We start from the raw sequence: 19,164 nt of genomic DNA, 5'->3' as shown, positions 1-19,164 counted from the left end.
CACAACCTTTGCTTTAAACAAAGCTTTTCTGACCCATTACTTCGCGTCATTCATGTTTTCTTTCGTAATTTTTTTGTATGGGACCCATACATATTTGCCGTCTGTAATCTCATAGCCGGAATTTTCTTTGTTTGGCGTTTGGCCTTGCGCCAGCACATTAGCCAGATTGAATGTAGCTTTACCTTGGTTTTTGGCATCGTTCAACACCGTTCCGAGAAGGGTGCCATCCTCAAGCGCTTTCAATGCTGGTGCCGTTGCGTCCACACCTACTACAGGAAGGAACTTATTGTCTTTAAAGTAGCCCTTTGCTTTCAAAGCCTCGATCGCTCCAAGCGCCATATCGTCGTTGTTGGCAAATACGGCTTCGATTTTATCTCCTTGGGAGGCTAGGAATGCTGCCATTTTTTCCTGCCCTTTAACACGGTCCCACATGGCCGTATCTTCTGCCAGCTTCTCTACCTTGATCCCTGCATCTTCAACAGCTTTAATAGAAAACTTGGTGCGCAGCTCTGCGTCTTGATGGCCTGGCTCGCCTTTTAGCATGACATACTGCAGTACGCCGTCTTTATTTTTATCCGCTTCCGGATGAGCTTTGAAATAATCTACGATTAATTGACCTTCCATTGTGCCGGACTGCTCTGCTTTGGCACCAACGTAGTATACTTTATCCCATTTCTTCATGTCGTCCGCCAAGGGCTCGCGGTTGAAAAATACGACTGGAGTGTTAGCCGCCTTCGCTTTATCGATGATAACGCCAGCCCCCGTCCGGTCAACCGGGTTAATCGCTAAGGCATTAACCTTCTTAGTTATAAATAAATCCACTTTATCGTTTTGTGTAGGTTGGGAGTTTTGACTGTCCACGATGTCTGCTTGCGCTTTACCCTCCGCAGCAGCGGAAATCGCATTGCGTACGCCGGTCATGAACGTATCGTCGAACTTGTAAATGGCAACGCCGATAACTGACTTTTTAGCTGCGCCCCCTACATCTGTCTTGGCTCCCCCGCCCGGTGCTGCTGTATTCCCTCCGCCACCGCTTGCGCAGCCGGCCGCTGTAGTCAGTAATGCCGCTGCAAGCAGCGTGGACATAACCTTTTTCATATCAATGACCTCCGTCTGTTTAAATATTTAATCTCTCTTGCTTTCTCATTATCGTTTATGTTAGGTCAAATTCACATGCAAAATTCTCATCTGTTCTATTAAAATTCTCATGTGTTTCTATAGAAAAAACCGCCCGAATCTTGAAAGATCGGACGGTTCTATGATGTGTTACCCGAGGTATGTTGGTCGAATTCCTCTACTTTACAAAAGGAAACAGCAGCTTCTGATTATCCGTCCAGAACATATTTTCCTGATCGATCACCTTCGTTCCGGTATCCTTGAATTCGGGGATTTTTTTGCCGTCCATGGCATCCACCGCGTATTTTACGCCGAGATAGCCCATACTGAAAGGATTTTGGATAATAGTCGCCTGAATGATGCCCTCCTGCAAAAATTCGATATCCTCCGGCGTGTTATCGAACGTCACCACTTTTACTTTTCCGGCAAGCCCTGTCCTGTCGGTCTCTGCGGCTACGCGAACAGATGCGGCAGCATCCAGTGCGACGATCCCATCAATGGAGTTCGGTTCGCTCAACAGTTGAGTAGTGAGCTCATTGCAGCGCTTGACATCCAAGGAGCAATCCTCCGTCTTGTTCACCTTGATTCCCGGGTGCAAGGCTATGGCTGCTAGCAGGCCCTGCTCCCTCTGAGCAGCATTCCTATCGCCTTGTCCAAAGCTTATGACGGCAATTCGGCCGTTCTCTCCAGTCAAATCAATCAGCTTCTTGCCCGCCTGCTGGCCGGCATCATAGTTATTAATCCCAATGAAGCTGCGAACCTTGGACGAATTGACCTCGGAATCTATGGTTATAACGGGGATTCGTGCAGCCGCTACCCGGTCCACTGTATCTCCTAGCACGTTATAGTCATTAGCTGCCAGCACCAATGCATCCATGCCATCCCTAACAGCCTGATCGATAAGCGCGATTTGACTGTTCACATCTCCCTCATAATCAGGTCCGGTCACCTTCAGATTGACGCTGAACTCTTTGGCGGCAGCCTCCGCACCCATTTTGACCGTATTCCAATAATCCCCCGACTTTTTTTTCATGATAAGCGTTACATTTTTGGCCTGTTCCGGTGCTCCAGTGTCCGCACTAGGTGTACATGAGCTAAGAAGAGGCACAATGAGAAGCATTACAGAAAGCCCTGCAATTAAATTCAATCGGATCACAGCTCCTCCTCTCCCCCTTCTGTGCACAGCAGCGGAAGCCATACCTGTACGGTCGTCCCTTCCTCCTGCACACTCTCCACCTGCAAGCCATACTCATCCCCGAACGTCAGCTTAATTCTTTGCTGCACATTCCGTACTCCTACACCTGAGCCCTCCTCGGATCGAATCTGGCCATTTAACAATTGCTCCAGCTTGTCCGGGGGGATACCCAATCCATTATCGCGGACCTCGAACAGAAGCTTATCCTCCCTAACCAAAGCCGAGATTTGGATATGTCCCTCATCAACCATATATTCGATTCCGTGATAGATGGCATTTTCAACTAACGGTTGAAGCAGCAGCTTTAGGGTCTGACAAGGCAGCACCTGCTCGTCTGCCGTAATTTCAAAATCAAACTTATTTTTATAGCGAATTTTTTGAATGATTAAGTAGTTACGGATATGCTCCAGCTCTTCCTGAACCGTAATAATCGTTTTCCCACGGCTTAGACTGATGCGAAAAAACTTTGACAATGACGTAATCATTGTAATCACGTCTTCGCTTTTGCCGCTGCCCGCCATTCGCACGACGGAGTTCAACGTATTGTACAAGAAATGCGGATTGATCTGCGACTGCAGCACCTCAAGCTCGCTCTTGCGCTTGGATTCCTGCTCTCGGATATTCTGATCCATCAACTGACGAATTTGCGTCACCATGATATTGAACCTTCGAGACAGCCGCCCCACTTCATCGTTACCAGTGATGGGAATATGAATATTGAAGTCTCCCTGCTCGACCTTCCGCATCGATTTGTCCAACCTTTTGATTGGCTGCGAGATCTTGGCTGACATGAACGCCGAGATGAGCAGCACGAACAAAATGACAAAGAGCAACAGCCAAGAAATAAAAGCGCCAATCTCTTTTTTCGTTGCAACAATCTCATCCATATAAGAGACACCGATGATCTTCCAGCCGATGTTGTTAACTGTCTTGATCGTGATCAGCCGCTTCTCACCGTTCGACTCATCCAAATAGCTGCCGTATGTATATTTTAGCGCTTGCTCCACATTTTCATATTTCAAGCCAATAAAAATAAGCTGCTGCTGCGGGTGATAAATAATATTTCCCGCCGATTCATCGATAATGTAGACGTAGCCCTTCTTGCCGAGATTGACTCTGCGGAACAATTCATCCATCGTTTTAAAATTGACATCGACCAGCAGCACGGCATTGATCGTCTCATTGTTACGGGTAATGGTAATCCCCTTGCTCATGGAAACGACCCACTTGTACTGTCCTTTATACAAGTTCTGTATGTGCGGCAGCGAAAAGGAAAGATGGTTCGGGCTTTCTAATGCCGACAGAAACCAGCTTTGCTCGGTTAACTTTGTATTCTTCCTCATCTCCGCCACCGGTAGGCCGGTTATCAGCTCCCCCGACTCTGTGAATAACGCCATGGATACGATATCTTCACGGGTTTCGAAAATGGTTGTCATTTGCTCCAGCAGCTGTTCGTTCGGAATCGTCTTGCTGGCCCGAATTTTCTGGTCGACCAGCTCGAATACTTCTGTCATCCCTTTCAGATAAACGTCGAGGTTGTAGTTGATCTGTTCAACGATCTGTTGATTGCTAAGAAACGTATTTTGCTCTGCCGTTTGCGCAAATTTGTTGTACACAAGCACACTGACAATGATCATGACCATTATCGTTATTAGCGTAAAGGAGGCAGTGATAATAAACTGGATGCTTCTCGTTCTCCACATATCCGCCAACGCGCGATAACGCTTCCGAATCGGCCTCATTCAGGGGATGCCTCCAATCTATATCTCTCTGGAGCTGTTTTTATACTCTTTAGGAGAAACGCCGACATGCTTCCGGAAAGAAAAGCTGAAGTAGTTCGGCTCGGCATAGCCCACTTTTTCTGCAATCTCGAACGTTTTCAAATCAGTTGTACGCAACAGTTCTTTAGCTGCTTCCATCCGAATGTGCATCAGGTAATTGACGAACGTCATCTTCGTTTCTTTTTTGAAAATGCCGCTAAAATAGCCCGCGCTTATGTGCAAATGGCCGCAAACCTTATTAATCGAGATGTCGCTATCGTGATAATGAGCCAGGGTATACTCCTTCGCTTTATCGACCAGAGACTTGTAAGAGGATTGCCGCTCACTGACAATGCTGGTCATGATCCGTGTACACAAGCCCAGAATCCATTGTTTCGCTTCCTGTGGATTCGTGAATTTGTGAATATCAGCAAAAGGGTTAAAAGCGCTACCAAGAATCGAGTCCAAATCGGTATTCGAATCTTTGGCCGCCTTCAAAATCGCCGTCAGCATTTCTAGCAAGTAGATCTGGTAATCCTGAAACGATATTGGCGTATCCGCTATGCCGTGAAACAATTCATCTACAAGCTCCTTCAGCTCCTGATGCGTTCCTACTTTCATGCAGCGGATAAGTGCATGCTCCTTCAGCTCATCAAACCGCAGCTTTTCCACTCGGCACGTCTCGACATCATCAATGCAAATAATCCGGTTGTTGCCCAGCAGCAGTCGGTAATCGAGCGCAAGGATCGCATCGCCGTAAGAGTAGCTCACATTAGCAATATCCGTTACGATCGTTCCTACTCCAATGGTGACGGACAACTTTAAATATTTTTCAATGCTCTGACGAATTTCCTCAAGCGCAGATAAAGTCCGTTTCATAACAACATCTCGATCCGATTCTTCCGCTGTGGTCAGCAGCACAAGATTGCCGTTATACAGAAACAATATGCCCGCTTGATGCTTATGCACTATTTCCTCGGAAATATTTAATATAGCAAACAATTTCAGCTCGCTGTCCTTGGAATACTTCAAAGATTGAGATGAGGCTCTCGCTTCATCGCCTTGCAACTCCGGATTATCCATACTGAGGACGGAGACCTGAAAGACATCGCCCTGCAGACGAACGTTGTAATTGAGCGCTTTCTCTTCGATTTCTACCTTTGGAAGCTTGCGCTGGATAAGCGAGCCCAGGAAAACTTCACGAAGCACAGGCAAGCTTTGACGAAAATGCTCCTGAAGCGTCTGCATATTTTCCTTGCGGGCAATTTCCTCATCAATGAGCTGCTTTATCTTGACCAGAGCTTGAATAAGCTCCTGCGCGGAAAAGGGCTTGAGTACATATTCGTCGATATGCATTTTGACCGCTTTTTGCGCATATTCGAATTCATCGTATCCGGTCAGGATGATGATCTTCGTCGTCGGATATTTGCTGCGTATCCATTCCGAGAGCTGCATACCGTCCATGAATGGCATCCGTATATCGGTTACGACAACATCCGGCATCCATTTCTCAATCTGCTCCATCGCCTCTTTGCCATTCTCTGCCGTATCTACCACTTCAAAGCCATAGGAAGCCCAGTCGATCTCTTGAATGACACTTTCCCTTACTTCTTGTTCATCTTCCGCCAATATGAGCTTGTACATATCCCCTTACCCCTCGCCTCCAAGTGGCCCATGTTCAAAAATTTTGCATTCCCGTAATAAGTTGGTGATATTAATGTATCAGAGTTTGATTTTGTTTGAAAGTGGACGAGGAAAGGGGTTTCGTGAATAAATCCTTAATGGTTCGGCAGGTTGGCATGGACCAAGGAAGATTGCTGCTAAGTGGTACCACGAGCAACAGTGCCGCAGGCTTCAGCGGCTATTCCTACACCGTAGACAAAGGTAATCTGTATATAACGCTGCGTTACAGCCTGCTGAGCTCATCCGGTGAGTTTGCCATCGAATGGTCTACCAAGGAAGCCCCCTATACGGAACGTCTATTTGCAGGGGAGCTCTTCTGAGGATGTTCGGTTAATATGGAGTGAATAGCAATCAGTTGATTTCACAGCAAAAACGGGTGCGATAAGGAGTTCACTCCTCACGCAGCCCGTTGGTTGGATGACTTTTGCTGATCAGCGGCCCGAACTGGAAGGATCTTTAGCCGCGCTTACATTTTTCAACACGTTAATCATGAAAATAACAATTCCGATTGAAGTTAGGGTTCCTCCTACTGCGATAACAGGTTCTGTGTTGGCAATGCCACTCACAAGCACAAAGAGTCCGATCATCATAATCGGGAGGCCGATGTTATGAAGCCAAAAGTGTATTTTGCCGAGAACCGATTCCGCGCTTTTAGGAAACACATGATACACAAAACCGGACAAAGCAAGTGACACCCAGCCGAGCAAATTAATGTGAGCATGCACCGAAGCAAAATCAAATTTGTGAGAAATGGACATGAACATCCCCAAACAAATCCCCACTACAAAATAAATTGAAGCGATCTTAATGAGCTTTGCTCCCACGCTCAATTCCCCTCTCCTTCATCGGATACTTTATCTTATAAAGGGAGGAAATGATTTATGCCTGCTCTATTATTTCATTTTTTTCTTGATTTTTTCAGCGTTTTTCACGACGGCATCGACTTCTTTTTGCGCCTTCTCAAGCTCCTTGAACATCTTCTGTATCTTCTTGTTCTCCATCATAAATTTCAAGCCCTGCTTGAACGTGTTATTCATGATCACGCACCCTTTCACCCTATTCGTCCCTATATCTTATGGACAAACAACAAGAAAGGCTTCCGCAGGCGCCTGGATTAGCAAGCAAATTTAATGAACTCGTTCACACGAAGCTCATCATTTAGCAATTCTCGTAATGTTGAAATGCCGCGGCTTGTCCAGCATAACGGCCCGATGCATCCCGCAAATTCCACACAATCGCTTCTTTAATGTAAAATCTTCGTCCTGTGCTCGAAATGCGGATGCCTGTATAGTTGTCCACATAGCCCTGCTCCGCAACCGCCTTCAAAAATCGATCTCGTTCCGAGCGTTCCATCGCTTCCGCCGTATATCTCGAAGGTGTCCGGGTAAACGTATCCCAATCCATCTCCCACAGCGTTAACGCTGCGCGGTTGCCGAAATTCAGTACCGGGTCCGCTTCCGTACCGTGTGATAAAATGACGGTGGCCGAATCAAACAGCTGCTCTGCCAAGCTGACTTTATCGTTCGTTTCGATTAAATCTGCACCCATTAATTGACGGTAGCTGTGAAGAATAAGCGCCGCATGGTCATCCCCCGCTCCGATACCGCGGGTTGGTCTTTGAACGTTATTCATATGTATTAATCCTCCAAAAGCCGACTTCAATCGTTCCGGCTGAATTTGTAATGGTTTACAGAGCCCCGATTTTCTTACAATCCCTGCTGCTGTCAACTCGTTTAATAATTGGGTTACCTTTTTACGAATGCTCCCTCCTTTGCTCGTGACTGTAGTATGGACTACTGATTATAAGCATTGTATAAATTGTGATCTTATGCAAGACCTGCTGCTGCATTTTATACTAAGGAGCGTGAAAGATTGTGGGTATTGCGGTTATTCAAGCTCATCTCGTTAAAGCCAAGCATAAACCCATCATGGCGTTGTAAAAATAATTTCAAACAATTCGCCATATAAGGTATACTTCTACTATAGCCAATTTTGTCATGGGGGTAGAAGAAATGAGTCAACAAGAAAATATCGGCGGATTGGGCCGTCATTACTTGCAAGCGGAATCATACGGCGCCGCCGCGTTTTGTTTTTACCGTGCCATTCTGGAGGATCGGGCTAACAGTAATGCATGGAACGGTCTGATTCTGGCTCTGAGCCTCATGCGAAAAGAACATGACGCACAAACTATGCTGGCGCGTTATGCGCTGCATCACGAAATTCTTGAGTTCGATCGCGATTTAATAACGTTCTCTATGATGCTATGGCAGCAAAATCCAGGTGCACTGAGCGAATGGATTGTGTTGATCTCTCAAATGAAAGGGGTCAGCGCTTCAGATAAAGAGCTGTTCACCCAAATGGGCGAAGATTTGAAAAACGCGCATGAAGAGCTGGTCAGCCGCCATGGGCTTGAGACGCTTCAAGAACAAGGACTGTTGAGCCTTGGAGAATATGCTGCGCGCCGTATTGAGCTCGATTGGCTGCTTGAAGAATCTATTGATGCGATCTATGAACATATTAAAAAATGGCTGGAAGATCCTGAAGCTGTACTGACAGGTGTAAGGCTGCTCTGTATGCTGCCTGATCCGCGAAGCGAGAAATTGCTCCGCAGAGTATGCCGCAATGAAGAAATAGACGGCAAAGTCAGAACTCATGCCCTGCTCGCACTCCGCTGGTTAGGGGTCCGCGGCAATGCAAAAATAAATAAATTTGACGAATCGTTCGTCATCAATCTGGACAATCCGGAGCCTGAATTAACCGTCTCTGTGCCTGCGGCGTTCAAGCCTGCACTCGATCGGATGAAACTATGGATGGCTAAGGAGCAAGAAGTCATTACCGAGTTCGAATACGAAAGCCACGCATCGAATGACGAGTTGGAGGTACCTGAGTTGCTGGCCGCCAAGCTGGAGAAAGCGGATGTGCCAAGCGTCCTTCAAGAAGTCGCTCACGCATTAATTCGTGCAGCCTATGACAAGTACTACCCACTCGTACCCGGAATTAAAGGAACGCGGCAATGGAGCGCGGCCCTCTTGATGCTCATCAAGGAATATGTTGAAAGCTCAGGAGAAACGTGGCCGTATGGCGAACCGGAGCAGGATGAAACGGCTATCCGCCATCGCAACTGGCTCCTCAGCGGAAGCCCGAATTATGTGGATACAATGAAAATTTAAGATACTGCATTGCTATGAAGAGGACAGCCTGTTGGCTGTCCTCTTGTGTTGTCTCAGCGCATATTATCCATCCGTTAACACCACGAATCCTGGTGTTCTCTGCGCACCTGTATGCGGCCGGTCACCAAGCCAGTACATGACTCCATTCTCTGCAACAAAGAAATGATAGAAGTAAGCTCTGCCTTCGATGAAATAATGATACAAGGAACCGGATGCTTGAAGACGGCTACCGGACGGCAGCTGAGTATCTATAGGCATATTGCTGCCCAGCTCATAAATTCGGCCATTCTTGTCTATCTCCGCGCCCCCGGCTAGGCTTATGGCTTGCCGTCCTGTAGGACTTATCGTGACAGAAGCCGTCCGTCCGTTCGAGCTAGCACTGTAATTAAGCTTCAGAGCCAGATCATGCACTTGATTGTTCATATCCAGCACTTTACCGATAAAGCCGACACCATCCGAGAAATCAGAGTGTATAGGAGACCACTGCTTGACTGCTGCAGGCAGATTGATCTTTTCCATGATTATCGAGCCGTTCTCGGTTCTCTGGTTGTAATACAGCTCCCCTTTATCCGTGAGAGCGAACGGAACCAGCTCACCAAAGACTTGGGTTACTTTACCTACAGGCTTCGGGTGAAAGCTAAGCTCCTTAGCTTGCTCAAGCTCAGCCATATTTCCCTCTATAAGAAATACCCGCCCATCTGATATTGCTAATAAAAGCCCGTTGGCAGCCGATGCAGCATCAACTATGGGGACGCTCGCCTGCAGCACCCTGCATGGCTTAGTCTCCTCCGGATCAGCTACAAGTAGCCGCCCGTCAGCCGTCAATGCCGCGAAGTGGCCTAATGCTGCGATCGCTTTCGTAATATTGTGACCTAGCACGATCGGCTTGGCAGAGCCATCATAGGAGAGCGCCCATAAGTCGCCATGGGTAACCGTCATTAATCGATTCTCGAATGGAAATAAGGCATCTATTCCTGCCCATGTGCCAAAAAGCTGCGGATCTGCTGCATAGATCGGCTGCTGTCCAAGCTGACCATACATATTGGAGCCCACGGTTAGAATATGTCCATCGTTTGTAAGGGCAAGTAAATGATCCGTGCCGGTAGCAATAGCCTTGATTCCGGTAAGTCCCTCAAGCTGCCGGGGATGATCGGGCTCGATACGCTGACTGCCAGAACCCATCAAATTCGAGCTGTTTCCCCAAGCCCACACTGTTCCGTCATCTTTTAACGCCACCGATGCATGCTGCGAGGCAGTTATTTGAACAATGTGTTTGGGCACAGGAACGGCCTTGAGCTGTCCTTGGTCATTTATTTGGAACCAGTCTCCTTTATCCGATAATACAAACGCAGGGGTCTCGCTCGACATGGTCGTTTCGATTCGCAGTGCTTTTGCTCCGTCGGGCAAATCAAGCGGTACAGACGTTTTGTTTCCAGCGTTAGCAAAGGGACCTTGCGCCAGTCTGAGCCTTCCTTCTTTATCCAATGCCAATGTAATAAATGGACTCGCTTTTATGGAGCTTATTTCATCCCAACCGGTTACCTCCGTAATCGAAGGGTGGCTGTCTGGCCCCGACATAGACAATAGCTGTAAGCGACCGTCTTGACCTAGAACATAGACGGAGGAATCCTCCGCCTGCGCCAAGGCGGTTGCCTTAGGCAGCCCAGCTATTTTGCCCTTTCCGCTCTCAGCATTTAGGTCATAGATATCCCCGCCCTCTAGTAAAGCGAAGCGGCCATCCAACTGGATTACAGTGCCGGGCAAGCCGCTCACTTTCTGCGGGAAAGCACTCGGCCTAGCTTGACGGCCCCATTCAAATACGCCCCACCGATATACTGTCCCATCTTCCCTCAATGCATAAGAAGTCCCGTATTCACTTCCATACCCGGCCCCATCGAACACATGGCCTACCGAAACTTGCTTAATCGCTCCCAACCGCTGTCGGGCCGGTTGTTCCACAGGAGTAAAGCCCGAAGCTATTTCTGTCTGTGGAATCCAGTTCATCTCGGGAGGACAAACCGCATACTGAAAAGGCTGCTTAACTGAAACAGACAAAGGTTCGAGCTGCTCTCCAGCATCACGGCCTGGTTCAGTTGCTGGAGTCGCTGGCGAGGAAGAATGATCAGGTGTAACCGGAGGCACGGTACTTGAAGCCTCCAGCGGCTGTGCGGTGTTATTCATCCTCATTATAATTACGAAGGCAATAATGAAGCTCCCTGCAAGCGCAATAAGAGCCGCTGTATATTTATAGCGCGCAATAAACCCCAAAGCTTTGCGATACATAGAAATCACCTCATGGTAATTACTGGATAATCACTCATACGTAAGGACTACCTCAAATGTTGCGCATTGCATTGGAATCCGCGCGAATTTTATTGTTCCTGAAAATACAACAAGGCACCGAACGCTCGTGCGTCGGCACCCTGTCATGCAGTCTTTATTAATCAGCATTCAATCTATTATTTGTAATTCTGCTGTTGGTTCAATGAATAACCATTCATTCCTCTGCTTTATCGAAGCATCGTTCTCCATTCAAGTAATAGCTGTCTTCCCGGTAAGTCGTAAAAGCAATTTCCACTTCCGGAATGCCAATAGCCTTGACATGATCAGCAACCGCTTTAGCAAAGCGGTCCCTGGTCTGAAGCCCCCGCTCGAACCAGGTGACTTCGATAAAAGGATACGTATCGACTAAACTCCCGTTAAAAACAGATGTCGTATGAAGGCAATCAATAACGAAGTTATCGGTTCCACATTCACATATTGTGGCCAGTTCCTCTACCAAAGAGGCACTGATTTTACACATTTGCTCGGCTGTAATTCCTCTAACGATAAGCTGCGGCATACTAGAACTCCTTGTTTTAGTTGTAGTGTACCGCTTATGAGGTCATTTCGCAAATGGCTGCATGCCATAAAACTAAGCGCGAACCTGTGAACGAATCTCCTTCAATCTACCGGGAAAGTCAGTAATGATCCCAGATACGCCCAAGTCAATGAGAGCTTGCAGATCCTTCTCGGCATTAGCAGTATAAGGATAAACCTGAATGCCCGCTTGGTTAGCCTGCTCCACATCTTCCGCATCCAATATGCGATGATAAGGATGAAGGGAATACACCTCGACACCCATTGTTTTCGCATAAGCTACAGGATTAGCTAGTCTCAGCTGATACAATAGACCAATCTTGACTCTAGGCTCCAGGCGCTTAATTTCACACAAGCATTTGTGGTCAAAGGAAGAAACGACAACTTGATCGAACAGGTTGCGCTCTCTAAGAAACTCAACCAGCTTCCGATCCATTCTTCCTTCGTAGGTGTTCTTGACCTCCACATTAATCATTATCGAGTCGGGAACAAGATCGAACACTTCGCCTAACGTAGGAACCTTCTCCCCCCGATACGCTTCGGAATGCCAGGAACCGGCATCCAATGTTTGGATCTCGGCCAATGTCTTCTCAATAATTTTACCCTGGCCGTTAGTCGTCCGGTCTAGCGTTTCATCGTGACATACAATGATCTCTCCATCTGCAGACAAATGGACATCGAGCTCGATAGCTTCGCAGCCCTGTTCCACTCCTAACTGGAAAGCGCCCAGCGTATTTTCGGGTGCCATACCCTTCGCCCCGCGATGAGCAATAATAATCGGTTTCTCGTTTTGCATAAGTTTGATTCCTTTCCCGTCTTCTTAGACGTAAGAATTGGCGTACGAGAACGCAAAAAAACACATAAACTGCTTAAGCCACTCATTAAGCAATCCATGTGTATCTCTCCATGTCTCCTACACAATTATCAACTTGTCGTCACTATACTACTTCTAACGTTATAAAATGTCAACCGTTATTTCCTAACGCTCTAGTACCGAAGCGGCCTAGCGTAGCTTGCCTGAAACGTTCCCTCCAAGGGGATTGGCCTGGAATCGACTCGAATAGCTCCTCAGCCTTATCGTAGTAAAGAGATTGAATGATTCTCGCATATTCCAGACAGCCTGAATCGGCAATAGCTTCAAGGCAATCCCGACTGCTCTCCTGCATAAAAGCTTCTGCGGTTTGCTCCCCTTCATAGAATTGTATCAGCTCAGGGAAGCTATCCCTTCCTTGCGACAGCATATACAAAATAGGCAGTGTCCGTTTCCTCTGCAGCAAATCGTTCCCCCCCTTGAACTGCTCCAAGTTGTTCACATCATTCTCAATTTGGGCGATCACTCCCAAGGAATAGGCAAGCTCGTCAATTCGTCCACTAATCTCTTCCCCTTGAGATTCTACCAACGAATACCCCATATAACACGCCAGCCGAATAAGCGAGCCTGATTTGAGCTGTACCATGTTGAAATAATCCGATTCGTCCTTAATGTTCACCAAAGGGTTTATATCCTTCTGCTGGCCGTTAACCGCAGATACGATCAATTGGCTGACCTCGGTAGTTAACAACGGGGCTGTTTGACCTGCATGCAGCTGAAGCTGTCCAATCTCCCCCATAAATACCATGAGAAACCCAAGCACAGCATTCAAGGTGAACGTCTCCGGACACTTCATCCATACCTTATGTTCTTTGTCCCGGTCCTGTAAATCGTCCACGATATCAAGCGTCAGCATGATGAGCTCAGCCAATGCGGCAGCTTTCGTGATGTGAGGCGACTGTCCTCCAAGCATTCGATGGCTGCATTCTGCAAGCTCTGCCCATACGCTGCCCCCTTCGGCTCTGGCTGCTATGAAAGATTTCATCAGTCCGTTCAAATCGTCAGTATGGATGCAGCGATCGACTATTCTGTACATCTCGTCCAATACTTGCTGGTTCAAGCTATTCCCCCCTGTTCGATTCGAGATAATAGTTGCTCTGTACAAACTGCTCAAGTGCCTGCACCTTGGATTTGACTCCGAGCTTGCCATAAATTTTTTTCAAATAATTGTCGACCGATCGTTTACTCACATAGATCTCATTGGCAATCTGCTCGTGCGTGGCCCCTTTCACCAGCATGGACATAATTTGCACCTCATCCTCCGTCAACACAAACTCCTGTGCCGGCAGACCCGTCATAAGCCTCATATTGTGGTACAAAGAGAGAGGCAAAACCGTGCAATTATCCATGACACATCGAACCATATGCTGTACGACGCTTTCACTGGATTCTTTGGAAATGATACCGCTAACCCCAATATCCAATAAATGGTTATACATATCCGCTACATCGATTCCTGTAAAAATAACGACATGCGTGTCTGGATAACGATTCTTGATCTCCTTGGCTACGCTGCTGCCGAACTGATCAGGTAGATGGTAATCGAGAAACACGATTTCAGGACGATGCGTTTCTACAAAATCGAGGCATGCCTCTCCGCTGCCCACCGTTCCGACGACTTCAATTCCGGATATTTGCTCTAGAATCCCTTTGGTTGCCTTCGCCATTACCGGATGATCGTCAACAACAAGTACTTTCATCGAGCCGTTCATGCGGTCAGCACCTCCTTTATCGGTACAGAAATCCAAATTTGAAGACCTTTTCCTCTGCCTGACCGAAAATCCAGCTGACCATCCATGTACAGTACACGGCTTTTCATTTGCTCCATCCCCGTACCGGATGCTCCAATCTCTATCTCGGCTTCACTTGTTTGGTATACATTAAAGCCGATTCCGTCATCTTCGTAGATTAACAAAATGTGGTCGCTCTCTTGGGTCATCGTTATACTGACTTTAGTCGCCTGCGAATGCTTCTTGGCATTGTTCAGCAGTTCTTGAATGATGCGGAAGAAATGCCGCTTGGTGTCCATATCCCACGATTCGACCCGCGCTGCTCCTCTAGCGTTAAATTCCAACTGAAACGGACACAGCGAGCTCTCATTCTCGATGACTTTCTGAATCGTTCGAATTAATCCAATTTCATACAGCAGGTGCGGATGAAGCTCAAAGCAGCTTTGGCGCAGGTTCGTATTAATAATTTCTACGTAATCAATGATGTTTTTCATCCGCTCCATATCTTCTTTTGGAAAATCCAGCTTGTCCAAAATCGAACTAAACCTTTTCTTGAGAAAAAATAAATCCTGTAAGGTCGTATCATGCAAATCGGTTGCAATACGCTTGCGCTCAGCCTCTTGAAGCTCGAACATTAATTTGCGGAACCAAATAAAATCCTGCGAAGCATGCTCATTCGGAATTTGCGCAGCCAAACGCTGAAGTCTCATGTGCAGCTTGCCGATCAAATGCATATTTTCCAAACTGACGGCGAGATACGATATGATTAAATTCAACCATTGAATCTCTTCCATCCCGAGAAACGTATTCGTACGTTTTCTTGCGATAATCAGATAGCTTGTGTACTCCTCATGCCGATTGATCTCGAAGCACCGTAAGGACGGATGCTCCATAGATTCTGTCGAAGTCAGCCACTCCACCTCTGCAAGCTCAATGTCCCCTTCCAGCACGGTTTCCAACCTATCTTTATATTTGAATACAATAGCCGCTCCGAACACTTCCAGCGAGTTTACGATATCTACTAGAATAATATCCTTTAGCTCCCGGAAGCTGGAGATGGATTGCAGATTGACGGCAATTTTCTTTAATGCATTTTGCAAATGATACTTTCTTGGAAACATCACCGCTTCCAGCTTCGTTGCGAAGTATTCGAGAGAATATATCACGAAGGAAAGCAGCATCAAAATAAAAATAAAGCTAAGCAGCAAATGGTGTACCGTTGCCGCTTGTTGGAATATAACGGCAATCAACAAAACAATTACACAGGCAGGAAGGATGGAGATGACTGTCGTAAATACGAACCGGCGCAGAACCAAATCGATATCATACAATTGTTTGGACATAATCAAGTAAGCGAAAGCTATCGGAAAGAAAAGTACGAACCATGAGGTGTATAACGAGCTGATACCATCATTACCAAATAAAAGCTGAGGAACAAACGATAAGAAGGCAAATGGAAAGAAGGAAACGGCCAGTGCCCACCATACCGTTTTAATTATCGTAGATAAGTAGGAGTCCTGTTTGTGAAATTTTATAAACACATAAGTAAGGAAGAAGAAATTAAGCAGTATACCGAACAAAAAGAAAGAGATAACCAACTGAATGCTATATTGATAGAAATAAAACGCTTGAGGCGTAATGAAGGTCAAGACGGGTAAAAACAACAATCCGACGGCAATATACAAATACCGCAAAAATCGGATAGGAAACTGAATCTCTCCTTTTTCTTTTAAAAACACGATCAAAAAATGCAGAAAAACGACAGGCAGCAGCATCATCAAAGTACTCATCGACACTTTTCCCAGCGTGTCACCTCTTTGCGAAGCACCCAAACTAGCAAATATGAAGCCGATATTTAGAAACACTAGCGACAGGAACCGTGCCGAACGGGAATGTCCTGTTTTCCAATAAAGCAAGGCAGCGAAGGAAATACAGAGGAGTTCACCTAGTATAGGAAAAATGTCCGTGCTGGCTGTGGCATCAGCCATATTGACCTTTAAATTCAAGGTTTCCCCGTTCCGATTCAGCTCCAACGTCGTCGCTTGCTCCACGGATCTCCACTTTTGAACCGTCGAATGCTCATCTATAGGCTCTCCATCGACATGAGTCACGACATCTCCGACCCGTATGTTCATTTTCAGACTGGCGCTATCTGTTTCCAGTTTACGAACGATCCAATCCCCATCTGCGCTCTGCTTAAGAAGAATCCCTAGATACGGATAATGAAAGGTCACACCGGCGAGCCATAATGAAATGGCAAGAAACAGAACAATGCCCAGTCGAAAAAAAAATGTACTTTTCACCAAAATTCCCCTTGATTTGTAATATTTTGTGATATAATAGGCATGTATTAATTGTAAATAATTGTCGGAAGCGAGGTGATCAGCATGCAAGCAGTAACTTACTCACCTGGATTGCATCAAGTCGTACGCTCGTTGAAACAGATGGATGCTCAAGACGTTTTGAACCTGTTCAAGGATACAAAATGGTTTGAAGCTAAATCCCTGTCCGCTGCAGAAGGACAAGCTGTCATGAAGTTATTTAACAAATCAGCTAGTGATTACATAAGCAAAATTAGAGTCTATGATTCTTGGCTGTAAATTGCATTATTTTTCATTATTTTACCAAATCGTAAAGAGATTGTATATTATGGATACCTCCGAATATGCAGTCTCTTTTCATTTTTTCGCCTCACTTTTTGACGAAAGTGCAAAAAAGAATGTACACTCATGCAAACATTTTGCGCTGATCTGATGACCTTATTATACTATAATCAAAAGTATAATAATGGTAATTGTGGGGAATTCATGAATAATTTTTTTAAGGGTCAACCAGCCGTACCTAATGCAGCTTTCAACGACGAGGAATATTTAACCCTCGCCATTCAGACCGTGTTGTTCAACAACAAGGAGCAGATCCAGTCCATCCTGGACTCCCTGACGAACGAGCAATTCCTTCAAGAGATGTCCCAGGAGATTGTGCGTAGAGCCCACAGATTTAAACATATTGCAGAGTCCATTTCCAGAGAAATTCATTTGCAGGCCTATGATATTAAAGGAGAAGCATTGCAATGTACCCAACGCTTAGAGACAAGGAGCTAGTTTTTTGTTACCTGGAAGCTGTTCAACTGCAACTAGATGAAGAATTTCTTCAGCTGCTGCGCGCAGAAATTGAAAGCAGGGACTTACCGATTACAATAGAATCATCGGACATGCCCTGTATTACGCAGCATCAGTCCATCGTCCGAAGTTAAGGACGGATTACCCCGTCCTATCCCCTTTTTTACGATCCCTCCATCGTTTTTCAATTTATAAGCCCTTAGGCACAACCAGCATAATCAGGAATAGCTTTTGTTCAGGATAAGTATAAAGCCTGGGGTAAACCATTGAAGGAGCTAAGCGAGACTCAATTCCCTGCGAGGATAACAATATAGTTAGGGGGTGAACCGGAACCACGCTATAGAGTGAAAGTGCTTCATACAGCGTGGCTTCAATCACTTATTTCATAAAGGTGTGACCAAGCGGGGTAATGATCCCGTCCATGCTGGTAGCATTTTTCTGTTGGCGGTAAGCAACCAGCTCTTGTTCTCCTTTATGATCGGCCCACTTCTTCAGCGTTTCACGTTCCCCCGTATATTCAAAAAACGGTACACTAAAGCCGCAGGAGGTTTTCACAGCATGTAGGTGCGCATGAATAATTTGACGAGTACCCGGCATCAGATTAAAGCGGATTGCCATCGCATCCCATTCCGGCATATCAGGTAAAATGGTACGTCCCTTGCCATAAAGACGCAGGATCATCGGGGGTCCTTGGAATGCAATGAACATGAAAGTAATTCTGCCGTTATCCAGCAGATGGGCACTCGTTTCATTGCCACTACCCGTCAAATCCAGATAGGCCACCTCTGTCGGCGATAGAATACGGAGCACATCATGCCCTTTTGGAGAAATATTGACGTGGCCTTCATCGCTTAACGGTGCTGATCCAACAAAGAAAATATGCTGTTTTCTTATAAATTCCTCGTGCTCAGGAAGCATGGATGAATACAAGATTCCCAAATCAATCGCCTCTTTTCAAAAAATTGAACGGAGTCATTACTTTATAATGTATTATGACCCTCTGCACCATATTTTGTAAAATAGATAATATCGATTTGCGTTATAGGAACGGACTATAAGCTCCATATCGATCGAATGTTCAAAAAGACCGCTGAGCCTACTCAGCAGTCCCTATATTTTGCTAATGAACGTACATTTTCTTATTGAGTAATTTCCGATAAGATGCCTTCGCAGGCATTTGCCAAATCAGTTCCTTTGACAAAAATTTGCAGTCCGCGGCGACCTGCGCTGATGCTTACAGGATCTCTCTCTATCACAGAGCTATCCATATAGAGAGGGTACTTCTTTTTAACACCTAGAGGCGACACCCCGCCTCGAATATATCCTGTCAACGTCATTATTTCTTTTACCGGCACCATCTCCGCTTTTTTGTTGCCGCTTGCGGAGGCCAATGCTTTCAAATCCAGCTCCTTGTCTCCGGGGATGCATGCCATAATGACACCTGTTTTATCCCCTCGCAGAACGAGGGTTTTGTACAGTTGCTCTACCGGCAGCCCTACCTTTTGAGCGACCGTGGAGACGGCCAGATCGTCTTCTTCCCATTCATATTCATGCAGCGTGTAGGATACGCCCAGCTTGTCCAGTATCCGGCTCGCATTCGTTTTGGCAGCCATCGTACGATCCACCGTATTTCAACAATAAAATAGCACAAAAACCCTTGC

The 19,164-nt window shown here is 46.2% G+C and carries 20 protein-coding genes; 5 read left to right on the top strand and 15 right to left on the bottom strand.

Annotated features, from left to right (window positions below; genetic code table 11):
* Nucleotides 1-36: 36 nt before the first annotated feature.
* From BP97_RS0121290 to BP97_RS0121275, 4 genes are all read right to left on the bottom strand, one after another.
* Nucleotides 37-1,098, bottom strand: coding sequence for a galactose ABC transporter substrate-binding protein (locus tag BP97_RS0121290; RefSeq protein ID WP_028550916.1), 1,062 nt, complete (start codon nucleotides 1,096-1,098; stop codon nucleotides 37-39).
* Between the two features lie 196 nt (nucleotides 1,099-1,294).
* Nucleotides 1,295-2,272 carry a substrate-binding domain-containing protein gene (locus tag BP97_RS0121285; protein WP_231506356.1) on the bottom strand — a complete coding sequence of 326 codons (978 nt, stop codon included), beginning with the start codon at nucleotides 2,270-2,272 and terminating at the stop codon, nucleotides 1,295-1,297.
* Entirely contained in the window at nucleotides 2,269-4,053 is a 1,785-nt protein-coding gene (locus tag BP97_RS0121280; protein ID WP_028550914.1) for a sensor histidine kinase, read from the bottom strand. Before BP97_RS0121280 ends, BP97_RS0121285 begins: the two co-directional genes overlap by 4 nt.
* A gap of 18 nt (nucleotides 4,054-4,071) precedes the next feature.
* The gene (locus BP97_RS0121275; protein WP_028550913.1) at nucleotides 4,072-5,715 is read right to left on the bottom strand and encodes a response regulator transcription factor; all 1,644 of its coding nucleotides are present in this window, start codon (nucleotides 5,713-5,715) and stop codon (nucleotides 4,072-4,074) included.
* A 122-nt stretch (nucleotides 5,716-5,837) separates the two neighbouring features.
* Between BP97_RS0121275 and BP97_RS0121270 the strand changes: the two genes are divergently transcribed.
* The gene (locus BP97_RS0121270) at nucleotides 5,838-6,074 is read left to right on the top strand and encodes a hypothetical protein (protein ID WP_028550912.1); all 237 of its coding nucleotides are present in this window, start codon (nucleotides 5,838-5,840) and stop codon (nucleotides 6,072-6,074) included.
* A 111-nt stretch (nucleotides 6,075-6,185) separates the two neighbouring features.
* On the opposite strand, the gene BP97_RS0121265 is transcribed toward BP97_RS0121270, so the two are convergent.
* From BP97_RS0121265 to BP97_RS0121255, 3 genes are all read right to left on the bottom strand, one after another.
* On the bottom strand, nucleotides 6,186-6,578 hold the full coding sequence (locus BP97_RS0121265; RefSeq protein ID WP_028550911.1) for a hypothetical protein: 393 nt from the start codon (nucleotides 6,576-6,578) through the stop codon (nucleotides 6,186-6,188).
* Nucleotides 6,579-6,647: 69 nt separating this feature from the next.
* The gene (locus BP97_RS40285) at nucleotides 6,648-6,791 is read right to left on the bottom strand and encodes a hypothetical protein (RefSeq protein ID WP_156043274.1); all 144 of its coding nucleotides are present in this window, start codon (nucleotides 6,789-6,791) and stop codon (nucleotides 6,648-6,650) included.
* Nucleotides 6,792-6,912: 121 nt separating this feature from the next.
* On the bottom strand, nucleotides 6,913-7,386 hold the full coding sequence (locus BP97_RS0121255) for an MEKHLA domain-containing protein (RefSeq protein WP_028550910.1): 474 nt from the start codon (nucleotides 7,384-7,386) through the stop codon (nucleotides 6,913-6,915).
* Nucleotides 7,387-7,766: 380 nt separating this feature from the next.
* On the opposite strand from BP97_RS0121255, the gene BP97_RS0121250 reads away from it, so the two are divergent.
* Nucleotides 7,767-8,924, top strand: coding sequence for a hypothetical protein (locus BP97_RS0121250; protein ID WP_028550909.1), 1,158 nt, complete (start codon nucleotides 7,767-7,769; stop codon nucleotides 8,922-8,924).
* Between the two features lie 63 nt (nucleotides 8,925-8,987).
* On the opposite strand, the gene BP97_RS0121245 is transcribed toward BP97_RS0121250, so the two are convergent.
* The 6 genes from BP97_RS0121245 to BP97_RS0121220 all read right to left on the bottom strand — a co-directional run bounded on the left by BP97_RS0121245 (nucleotide 8,988) and on the right by BP97_RS0121220 (nucleotide 16,687).
* Nucleotides 8,988-11,207, bottom strand: coding sequence for an RCC1 domain-containing protein (locus BP97_RS0121245; RefSeq protein ID WP_028550908.1), 2,220 nt, complete (start codon nucleotides 11,205-11,207; stop codon nucleotides 8,988-8,990).
* Nucleotides 11,208-11,421: 214 nt separating this feature from the next.
* Nucleotides 11,422-11,766: a DUF1904 family protein gene (locus tag BP97_RS0121240; protein ID WP_028550907.1), complete on the bottom strand. Its 345-nt coding sequence runs from the start codon at nucleotides 11,764-11,766 to the stop codon at nucleotides 11,422-11,424.
* 72 nt (nucleotides 11,767-11,838) lie between these two features.
* Nucleotides 11,839-12,579 (bottom strand): glycerophosphodiester phosphodiesterase, encoded by a 741-nt coding sequence (locus BP97_RS0121235; protein ID WP_028550906.1) that lies wholly within the window; start codon nucleotides 12,577-12,579, stop codon nucleotides 11,839-11,841.
* Between the two features lie 169 nt (nucleotides 12,580-12,748).
* Entirely contained in the window at nucleotides 12,749-13,714 is a 966-nt protein-coding gene (locus BP97_RS0121230) for a polyprenyl synthetase family protein (protein WP_028550905.1), read from the bottom strand.
* Between the two features lies 1 nt (nucleotide 13,715).
* Nucleotides 13,716-14,366, bottom strand: coding sequence for a response regulator transcription factor (locus BP97_RS0121225; RefSeq protein ID WP_028550904.1), 651 nt, complete (start codon nucleotides 14,364-14,366; stop codon nucleotides 13,716-13,718).
* Nucleotides 14,363-16,687, bottom strand: coding sequence for an ATP-binding protein (locus BP97_RS0121220; RefSeq protein ID WP_036746288.1), 2,325 nt, complete (start codon nucleotides 16,685-16,687; stop codon nucleotides 14,363-14,365). The genes BP97_RS0121225 and BP97_RS0121220 overlap by 4 nt, the downstream gene beginning before the upstream one ends.
* Nucleotides 16,688-16,771: 84 nt before the next feature.
* Here BP97_RS0121220 and BP97_RS0121215 point away from each other — a divergent pair, with 84 nt between their 5' ends.
* From BP97_RS0121215 to sda, 3 genes are all read left to right on the top strand, one after another.
* Nucleotides 16,772-16,984, top strand: a complete 213-nt coding sequence (locus BP97_RS0121215; RefSeq protein WP_028550902.1) for a hypothetical protein — start codon at nucleotides 16,772-16,774, stop codon at nucleotides 16,982-16,984.
* Nucleotides 16,985-17,191: 207 nt separating this feature from the next.
* A complete protein-coding gene (locus BP97_RS0121210) occupies nucleotides 17,192-17,485 on the top strand; it encodes a hypothetical protein (RefSeq protein ID WP_156043273.1) in 294 nt (97 codons plus the stop codon).
* On the top strand, nucleotides 17,455-17,637 hold the full coding sequence (gene sda / locus BP97_RS41755) for a sporulation histidine kinase inhibitor Sda (protein WP_036746286.1): 183 nt from the start codon (nucleotides 17,455-17,457) through the stop codon (nucleotides 17,635-17,637). Before BP97_RS0121210 ends, sda begins: the two co-directional genes overlap by 31 nt.
* 244 nt (nucleotides 17,638-17,881) lie before the next feature.
* Here sda and BP97_RS0121200 read toward each other — a convergent pair whose 3' ends face one another.
* Nucleotides 17,882-18,442 carry a pyridoxamine 5'-phosphate oxidase family protein gene (locus BP97_RS0121200; protein WP_028550900.1) on the bottom strand — a complete coding sequence of 187 codons (561 nt, stop codon included), beginning with the start codon at nucleotides 18,440-18,442 and terminating at the stop codon, nucleotides 17,882-17,884.
* 200 nt (nucleotides 18,443-18,642) lie between these two features.
* Nucleotides 18,643-19,116: a Cys-tRNA(Pro) deacylase gene (ybaK, locus tag BP97_RS0121195; RefSeq protein WP_028550899.1), complete on the bottom strand. Its 474-nt coding sequence runs from the start codon at nucleotides 19,114-19,116 to the stop codon at nucleotides 18,643-18,645.
* Between the last annotated feature and the right edge of the window lie 48 nt (nucleotides 19,117-19,164).

This window comes from Paenibacillus sp. UNC451MF (assembly GCF_000686845.1).
Classification (GTDB): Bacteria; Bacillota; Bacilli; order Paenibacillales; family NBRC-103111; genus Paenibacillus_S.
Note: the sequence above shows the minus strand (reverse complement) of the source record. Positions and strands in the feature narration are given on the sequence as shown.

What these genes read in the sequence shown, in the direction of transcription:
- ybaK (WP_028550899.1), bottom strand. Translation starts at nt 19,116, where the DNA reads ATGGCTGCCAAAACGAATGCGAGCCGGATACTGGACAAGCTGGGCGTA.
- BP97_RS0121235 (WP_028550906.1), bottom strand. Translation starts at nt 12,579, where the DNA reads ATGCAAAACGAGAAACCGATTATTATTGCTCATCGCGGGGCGAAGGGT.
- BP97_RS0121240 (WP_028550907.1), bottom strand. Translation starts at nt 11,766, where the DNA reads ATGCCGCAGCTTATCGTTAGAGGAATTACAGCCGAGCAAATGTGTAAA.
- sda (WP_036746286.1), top strand. Translation starts at nt 17,455, where the DNA reads ATGTACCCAACGCTTAGAGACAAGGAGCTAGTTTTTTGTTACCTGGAA.
- BP97_RS0121215 (WP_028550902.1), top strand. Translation starts at nt 16,772, where the DNA reads ATGCAAGCAGTAACTTACTCACCTGGATTGCATCAAGTCGTACGCTCG.
- BP97_RS0121210 (WP_156043273.1), top strand. Translation starts at nt 17,192, where the DNA reads ATGAATAATTTTTTTAAGGGTCAACCAGCCGTACCTAATGCAGCTTTC.
- BP97_RS0121250 (WP_028550909.1), top strand. Translation starts at nt 7,767, where the DNA reads ATGAGTCAACAAGAAAATATCGGCGGATTGGGCCGTCATTACTTGCAA.
- BP97_RS0121280 (WP_028550914.1), bottom strand. Translation starts at nt 4,053, where the DNA reads ATGAGGCCGATTCGGAAGCGTTATCGCGCGTTGGCGGATATGTGGAGA.
- BP97_RS0121225 (WP_028550904.1), bottom strand. Translation starts at nt 14,366, where the DNA reads ATGAACGGCTCGATGAAAGTACTTGTTGTTGACGATCATCCGGTAATG.
- BP97_RS0121255 (WP_028550910.1), bottom strand. Translation starts at nt 7,386, where the DNA reads ATGAATAACGTTCAAAGACCAACCCGCGGTATCGGAGCGGGGGATGAC.
- BP97_RS40285 (WP_156043274.1), bottom strand. Translation starts at nt 6,791, where the DNA reads ATGAATAACACGTTCAAGCAGGGCTTGAAATTTATGATGGAGAACAAG.
- BP97_RS0121275 (WP_028550913.1), bottom strand. Translation starts at nt 5,715, where the DNA reads ATGTACAAGCTCATATTGGCGGAAGATGAACAAGAAGTAAGGGAAAGT.
- BP97_RS0121245 (WP_028550908.1), bottom strand. Translation starts at nt 11,207, where the DNA reads ATGTATCGCAAAGCTTTGGGGTTTATTGCGCGCTATAAATATACAGCG.
- BP97_RS0121290 (WP_028550916.1), bottom strand. Translation starts at nt 1,098, where the DNA reads ATGAAAAAGGTTATGTCCACGCTGCTTGCAGCGGCATTACTGACTACA.